The following is a 6,505-nucleotide window of genomic DNA, read 5'->3' on the forward strand; positions in this document are numbered from 1 at the left end:
GCGTCGGACGGACCGGGTGGCCGACGGCCGAAAACCACCCCACCTCGCTCGGGTCAGACGTCGATGTGGTCGGCGATGTCGGCGCGCAGGATCGTCGAGCAGTAGTCGCAGCGGACGCCGTCGGCGACGACGTCGAACCGGGTGTCGACCGGCTCGTCGGCGTTCGTGATGCAGTTCCGGTTCGGACACGAGAGCACGCCGGTCACCGTGTCGGGACGCGTCACGCGGTTCTTCTCGACGACCTCGAAGTCCCGGACGATGTTGATCGTCGCCTCGGGGGCGATGAGCGAGAGCACGTCGACCTCGGACTGCGAGAGCTCCCGTTCCTCGACCTTCACGATGTCCTTGCGGCCGAGCCGGTCAGAGGGGACGTTCATCCCGACGGAGACGCCGAACCCCTCGGAGCCGTCGATCCCGAGGATCGCCAGCACGTTGAGCGCCTGCCCGCCCTCGACGTGGTCGATCACGGTCCCGTCGCGGATCTTCGAGACGCGGAGCTCGTGGTCGCTCATCGGCCCACCTCCGTTCCCTCGGCGGCCTCCGCGTTCTGCATGAGGGTGTCGAGCAGCGCCATCCGCACCGGGATCCCGTTGTGCGCCTGTTCGAAGTAGCGAGCGTGGTCCGTCTCGTCGACGTCGGGCGCGATCTCGTCGACGCGCGGGAGCGGGTGCATGACGGTGAGGTCGTCGGCGGCGTCTTCGAGCGTCTCGGCGTCGATCTGGTACTCGCCGGCGACGCGGTGGTACTCGTTCTCGTCTGGGAACCGCTCTTTCTGGATCCGGGTGACGTACAGCACGTCGAGCTCGCCGAGCACGGTCTCGAGGTCGGTGTGCTCGCGCACCTGCGCGCCGGTCTCGTGGAGGTCGAACCGGACCGACCGCGGGAGCCGCAGCGACTCGGGGCTGATGAAGTGCTGGTTGGCGTCGAACTCCGTGAGCGCGGCCGCCAGCGAGTGGACCGTGCGGCCGTACTTCAGGTCGCCCATGATCCCGACCGTGAGGTCGTCGAGCCCGTGGTTCTCGCGGATGGTGTGGAGGTCGAGGAGGGTCTGGGAGGGGTGTTGGCCGGCGCCGTCGCCGGCGTTGACGACGGGGACGGAGACGTGCTCGGCGGCCAGCTTCGCGGCGCCCTCGCTCGGGTGCCGGAGGACGACCGCGTCGGCGTAGCCCTCGATGACGCGGACGGTGTCGGAGAGCGACTCTCCCTTCGACACCGACGAGGAGTCGACATCGCCCATGTCGACGGTGTTCATGCCGAGCCGTTTGGCCGCGCTGTCGAAGCTCATCCGGGTCCGCGTGCTCGGCTCGAAGAAGCAGAGCGCGAGCACCCGCCCGGCGTGCCGGTCCGCGAAGGCGGCGGGGTCGTCGGCGACCTCCCGGGCCCGGTCGAGCACCGCCTCGATGTCATCCCGCGAGAGCTGTGTCGCGGTGATGAGGTGGTCCTGACGCATCGTCGGAGAAGGGGGCCGGCAGTATCTTGAATCCCTCGGCTCGGCCCGCCAATTCGGTGATCACGAAAGTGGACACCGCCGTCAGCGCCGGTTTCGAGATACGTAGTGTCGGCTCAGTTTCACGAATGCGCCGGTGTCTCACGTATCGTCGGGCGCTACGAATCGCACTGACCAATTCATTTCGGGATATTTTATTCTGCAATCATACTCTGAATATTTGTAAATAAACATAACGCTCGCTCAAATATTGCGCAAACCCAAACCATACAGAAGAGGTGTTTCAGCCGGAATAATTTCGTTTCTAAGCGACTGTAGTAATATGTTAAATATTAAATATGAATAGTCCTTGTAAATCGATGGCATGGGTTGCCCGTATCATTCGAACGGGAACGACGAGGAGGCGACGGACGGTCACGCCGACGACGTCAACGACGGTTCGAGCGTGTCGTCCGACAGGGGAATCGAGCGACGGTCGTTCATGAAGTCAGCGCTCGCGATCGGGGGAGCGAGCGCGCTGACGACCGCCACGGGACTGTACGGGGTGCCGGAGACGGTCTCGGCCGAGGGGGGAGACCGGATCGGCGCCGAAGCACGGGACAACAGACAGCACGCGTGGGACGGCTTCGAGACGGACATCTCCGAGGGCGGCGTCACGGCCCATCCCTCTCACCACGTGACGCTACACTTGAATTACGTGCCCGGCAAGGAGGAGGAGCCGAGCGCCGCCGACCGAGCGACGGTTGAGGAGGTGCTCCGCGAGATCGAGCGCCACTTCGAGTGGGCCAGCGAGGGCGTCCTGTTCACCATCGGCTACTCGCCCGCCTACTTCGACCGGTTCGACGCGGACCTACCGAGGGGACTGAGTCCGAAGGGGAAGGTCGTCAAGCCGGGGCTGTTGCGGCCGAAGCAGCTCATCGATACCCCCGGCGTGACCCTCGACCACGAGGACCCCCACGCCGACGAGGCGGAGGTCTGTCTGCACCTCGCCAGCAACAACGCGCAGAATATCATGGCCGTCGAGGAGTTGCTCTGGGGGGGCGAAGCCGAGATGGACGGCGACACCGTCGAGTTCGACGCCACGTTCTCGGGCGTCCTCGAGACGGCCGGTAACGGGAGCGGCCGCCCGACCGAGTACCCTTATCGCCGGACCGGATTCGCCGGCCACGAGACGATCACCGAGGAGCTCGAGTCCGACACCGACTTCGACCCGGACCGCATCCCGGACGACCCGGAGGCGGAGCTGACGATGGGGTTCAACGATCTCTACCGCAACAGCATTCCCCGCGAGGACAACGCGACGATCCTCGAGGACCAGAACCTCGTCGTGCCGCACCCACCGGGTGCATTCGCACAGGGGACCATCCAGCACGTCTCGAAGCTCGACATCGACCTCGACCGCTTCTACGACGAGAACGACACAGAGGGCCGCCGCGAGCGAATGTTCTCGCCCGACCACACCGATGAGAACACCGGGACGGTCGGTGAGAACCTCGGAGACAGCAGCGCGCCGGGCGACACGCCGCTGCGGGAGCTGGGCGGCGAGACCGACAAGGCCGAGCAGACGGTCGACGATTACGACGACGCGGGCGTGGCCGGCCACGCGCAGAAGCTCTCCCGGGCCCGGTTCGACCTGGAGACGCGACTCACCGAGGAGGGGCGAGAGCGCCTGTCCGGGAGCGAGCGCGACGAGCTACTGCCGGCCGAGGAGCGCGACGACGACTTGGACGGCCACGACGGGAACCAGGAGGCGGAACAGGTGCTGCTCCGACGCGACGTCGCGACCACCGACCAAGAGACGCCCGGGAACCTCTTCATCTCTCTGATGCGGTTCAACCCGTACATGGCGTACATCCGGCAGGCGATGAACGGCGTCGCGTTCGACTCGAAGGCGTTCGGGCTGACCGGCGAGGACCGTATCGACGACGAGAAAATCGGCGCCGGCCCCGACAGCGGCATCGTCAACTATCTCGAGACGAAGGTTCGCGGGAACTACCTTGTGCCGCCGATCACGAACCGCGCGCTCCCACACCCGCAAGGCGAGGAGGTCGACGTCTCGGTCAAGCGTGCCGGGGAGAACTACCGAGTGACCGTCGACGGAATCACGGCCGACGCTATCGAGGACGGCTCCGTGCGGTGCGGTTGGTTCTACGACGTGAACCGCGCGGGCGGCGCGGAGCCGCGGCAGGTCGTCCAGCGCGGTAATCGGACGACCTTCGTGTTCCCCGCGGACGGGACCGGCGTCGACACGGCGCCGGGCGGATCGGACGGCAGCGTTCGGGTCCGGTTCCTCGCGAAGCGGAGCGACACGGGTCGACCGGTTCGCGGGACGGCCGAGATCCTCCAGACAGCGAGCGGAAACGCCGGGCAGAAAGGGAAGAAGGGCCAGAAAAAGAGCTGACCGCGGAGTACTCCTGACGCCGAGCGGATCCCGCCGGCCACGCCTATAAACGGATCCGCGCCCAACGGGCGCACATGTCCGAGAACGACCCGGCCGACCTGCTCCCGAACGACCGCGTGAAGCAGGCCGCGCTCGACGGCGACGTGACCCAGCTCCACCGCGGGAATCAGTACGGCGACGAGGGCGACGTCTTCGAGATCGACGGCGCGACGTTCGAGCTCACCGAGGTCACCGAGCGCACCCTCGGCGACATGACCGACGCCGACGCGAAGCGAGAGGGGTCGCCGTCGCTGGAGGCGTACAAAGAGCGGATGGTCCGCGCGCACGGCGGGAACTTCGACTGGGACGACGACGCCGAGGTGGTCCGCCACCGGTTCGAGCGCGTCGAATGAACCCCCGCCTCCGCCCGGACCGTTCCGCGTGAGGTGGCGGTGCGGTATCCCATTATTTATACTGTAAGATGCTGGATACCATTCGCATGGCGGCAAGTGACGAGGCCGGGGTCGTCGAACGTATCGGATTCAGTATCTCAACGGTCGTGGAGCGATGGATGCCAAGTCCCTTCGTGTTTGCAATATTGTTGACGTATATCGTCTTCGCCGCCGGCCTCATCGCGACCGGATCGGGTGCCGTAGAGCTGTTGGATTTCTGGTACGGCGGCTTCTGGGCGTTCCTCGGGTTCTCGATGCAGATGGTGTTGATCCTGATGACCGGGTTCGTCATCGCGTATCACCCGCGGGTCAACGACCTCCTCCAGCGGCTCGCCGAGGTCCCTAACTCCGGGGCGCAGGCGGCGGCGTTCGTCGGCTTCATTTCGATGTCGCTGGCGTGGGTCCACTGGGGATTCAGCCTGATCATGGGCGCGATCTTCGCCCGCGAGATGGGGAAAGTCGCGCACCGGAAGGGGATCGACGTCCACTACCCGCTGTTGGCGGTCGCGGGCTACATGGGGCTCGGCCTGACGTGGCACTGGGGCATCTCCGGGTCCGCTCCCTTGCAGTTGACCGACGCGAACAACATCGGCGAGGGGACCGGCTTCGAGTTCCTCGGCTCGACCGTGCCCGCCGTCGAGACCATCTTCCACCCGTACGCGCTTACCCTCACCGCCCTCTCTATCGTCTTCGCGAGCGCGATGCTGTACGTTCTCGCTCCCTCCGGGAGCCGCGCGAAGGGGATCACGCACTACGTCGACGAGGCGGAGCTGTTCGACGGGGCCGCCGACGGCGGTCGGGCAGCGGACGACGGGGCCGCCGACGGCGGTCGCGCAGCGGACGACGCGACCGCCGACGGCGGGACCGACGCGGCCGAGGTCGCCGATCCGGTCGACGAACCGCCGGCCGGCGTCGACGACGTTCCGGCCGAGCGGCTGAACAACAGCCGGCTCCTCGGCGGCCTGATCGCGCTCTCGGGGGTCGCCGTCGTCGCCTACCAGTTCCTCGGGCAGGGGCTCGGGGCGTTCACGCTAAACGCGGTCAACTTCGGGTTCCTCTTCGCCGGCCTCCTCATCTACCAGCGCCCGGCGTACTACCGCGACCGATTCAACGAGGCCGCCGGCGCGGCGGCCGGCATCGTCCTCCTCTTCCCTTTCTTCGCGGGGATTCAGGGGATCATGGCCGACTCCGGGCTCGCGCTGCTGCTCGCCGAGGCGCTCCTCGACGTGTCGACGGCGGCGACGTACCCCGTCGTCGCCTGGCTCGTCGGCGCCGTCGCGAACGTGTTCGTTCCCTCCGGCGGCGGCGAGTGGCTCGTCATCGGTCCCTCAGTGCTGCAGGCCGCGGAGAGCCTGGGCGTCCCCTACGGGCAGGCGACGATCGCGTACGCGGTCGGCGACGCGCACACGAACCTGCTGAACCCGTTCTGGGCGCTGCCGCTGCTGGCGATCACGGAGGTCAAAGCGCGGGAGATGTTCGGGTACGCGATCGCGATGCTGCTCGCGCTGATCCCGTTCCTCGCGGTCGCGCTATACGCGGTGCCGTACTGAGCCGCGGAGCGGCCCTTTTCAATCGTCGTCCGCGGCCGCGCCGCCGGCGCCGTCGGTGTCCCCGCCGGCCGCGGTCGCCTCCTCGTCCTCGATGCTCGGCGGGTACTTGCCGCGGTCCAGCTTCAGGTCGGACTGCGGGCGCGCCATGCAGGTGAGCGCGTACTCCTCCGCCTCATCGTCGGTGAGCCCGCGGGCCGCGGGCTGGGTCACCTCGCCCTCGACGATCTCGGCGGAGCAGGCGAGGCACATCCCGACGCGGCAGGAGTACTCTTGGGCGATCCCCGCCTCGATACAGGAGCTGAGGACCGTCTCCGTGTCGGCCACCTCGATCGTCTCGCCGGTGCCGACGAACTCGACGGTGTACTCTGTCATGGCGCGGAGTACCCGCCCACCAATCAAAAAGGGTTCCCCTCGATCCAGTCGCCGGCGCGGGGACGGAAGAATAAGTGGGCGGTGGTGGTTGGGCCGGTTCGCGTCGGTCCGTCGTTGTCGTTATTGGGTGGGTGAACACCGTCAAAGCCCCAGCCGTTCGATTATGAATGGCTAATACTGGATCGCCAGCGAACACCTCCAAAGCACCAGCCGGGAGACGGTCGCACGCTCGCTGCGCTTCTCGGTCGCTCACTCCGCTCGCTCCCTGCGGTGCTTGCGTCACCTGCGACCGTCTCCCGGCTGG

The 6,505-nt window shown here is 67.0% G+C and carries 6 protein-coding genes; 3 read left to right on the forward strand and 3 right to left on the reverse strand.

The window, feature by feature from the left end; all coding sequences use genetic code 11:
* Positions 1 to 53: 53 nt before the first annotated feature.
* Together pyrI and pyrB are read right to left on the reverse strand one after the other, a co-directional pair.
* Entirely contained in the window at positions 54 to 512 is a 459-nt protein-coding gene (gene pyrI / locus DJ81_RS10795) for an aspartate carbamoyltransferase regulatory subunit (protein WP_094522167.1), read from the reverse strand.
* Positions 509 to 1,450: an aspartate carbamoyltransferase gene (gene pyrB, locus DJ81_RS10800; protein ID WP_094589703.1), complete on the reverse strand. Its 942-nt coding sequence runs from the start codon at positions 1,448 to 1,450 to the stop codon at positions 509 to 511. Before pyrB ends, pyrI begins: the two co-directional genes overlap by 4 nt.
* A gap of 361 nt (positions 1,451 to 1,811) precedes the next feature.
* On the opposite strand from pyrB, the gene DJ81_RS19225 reads away from it, so the two are divergent.
* The 3 genes from DJ81_RS19225 to DJ81_RS10815 all read left to right on the forward strand — a co-directional run bounded on the left by DJ81_RS19225 (position 1,812) and on the right by DJ81_RS10815 (position 5,829).
* Positions 1,812 to 3,848, forward strand: a complete 2,037-nt coding sequence (locus DJ81_RS19225) for a hypothetical protein (RefSeq protein ID WP_094589705.1) — start codon at positions 1,812 to 1,814, stop codon at positions 3,846 to 3,848.
* A gap of 74 nt (positions 3,849 to 3,922) precedes the next feature.
* Positions 3,923 to 4,240 (forward strand): ASCH domain-containing protein, encoded by a 318-nt coding sequence (locus DJ81_RS10810; RefSeq protein ID WP_094589707.1) that lies wholly within the window; start codon positions 3,923 to 3,925, stop codon positions 4,238 to 4,240.
* A gap of 86 nt (positions 4,241 to 4,326) precedes the next feature.
* Positions 4,327 to 5,829: a short-chain fatty acid transporter gene (locus DJ81_RS10815; protein WP_094589709.1), complete on the forward strand. Its 1,503-nt coding sequence runs from the start codon at positions 4,327 to 4,329 to the stop codon at positions 5,827 to 5,829.
* Positions 5,830 to 5,847: 18 nt separating this feature from the next.
* Here the strand turns inward: DJ81_RS10815 and DJ81_RS10820 are convergent, their stop codons facing one another.
* Positions 5,848 to 6,201 carry a 2Fe-2S iron-sulfur cluster-binding protein gene (locus DJ81_RS10820; protein WP_094527633.1) on the reverse strand — a complete coding sequence of 118 codons (354 nt, stop codon included), beginning with the start codon at positions 6,199 to 6,201 and terminating at the stop codon, positions 5,848 to 5,850.
* Positions 6,202 to 6,505: the final 304 nt, after the last annotated feature.

Origin of the sequence: Halorubrum sp. Hd13, assembly GCF_002252755.1 — an archaeon.
Classification (GTDB): Archaea; Halobacteriota; Halobacteria; order Halobacteriales; family Haloferacaceae; genus Halorubrum.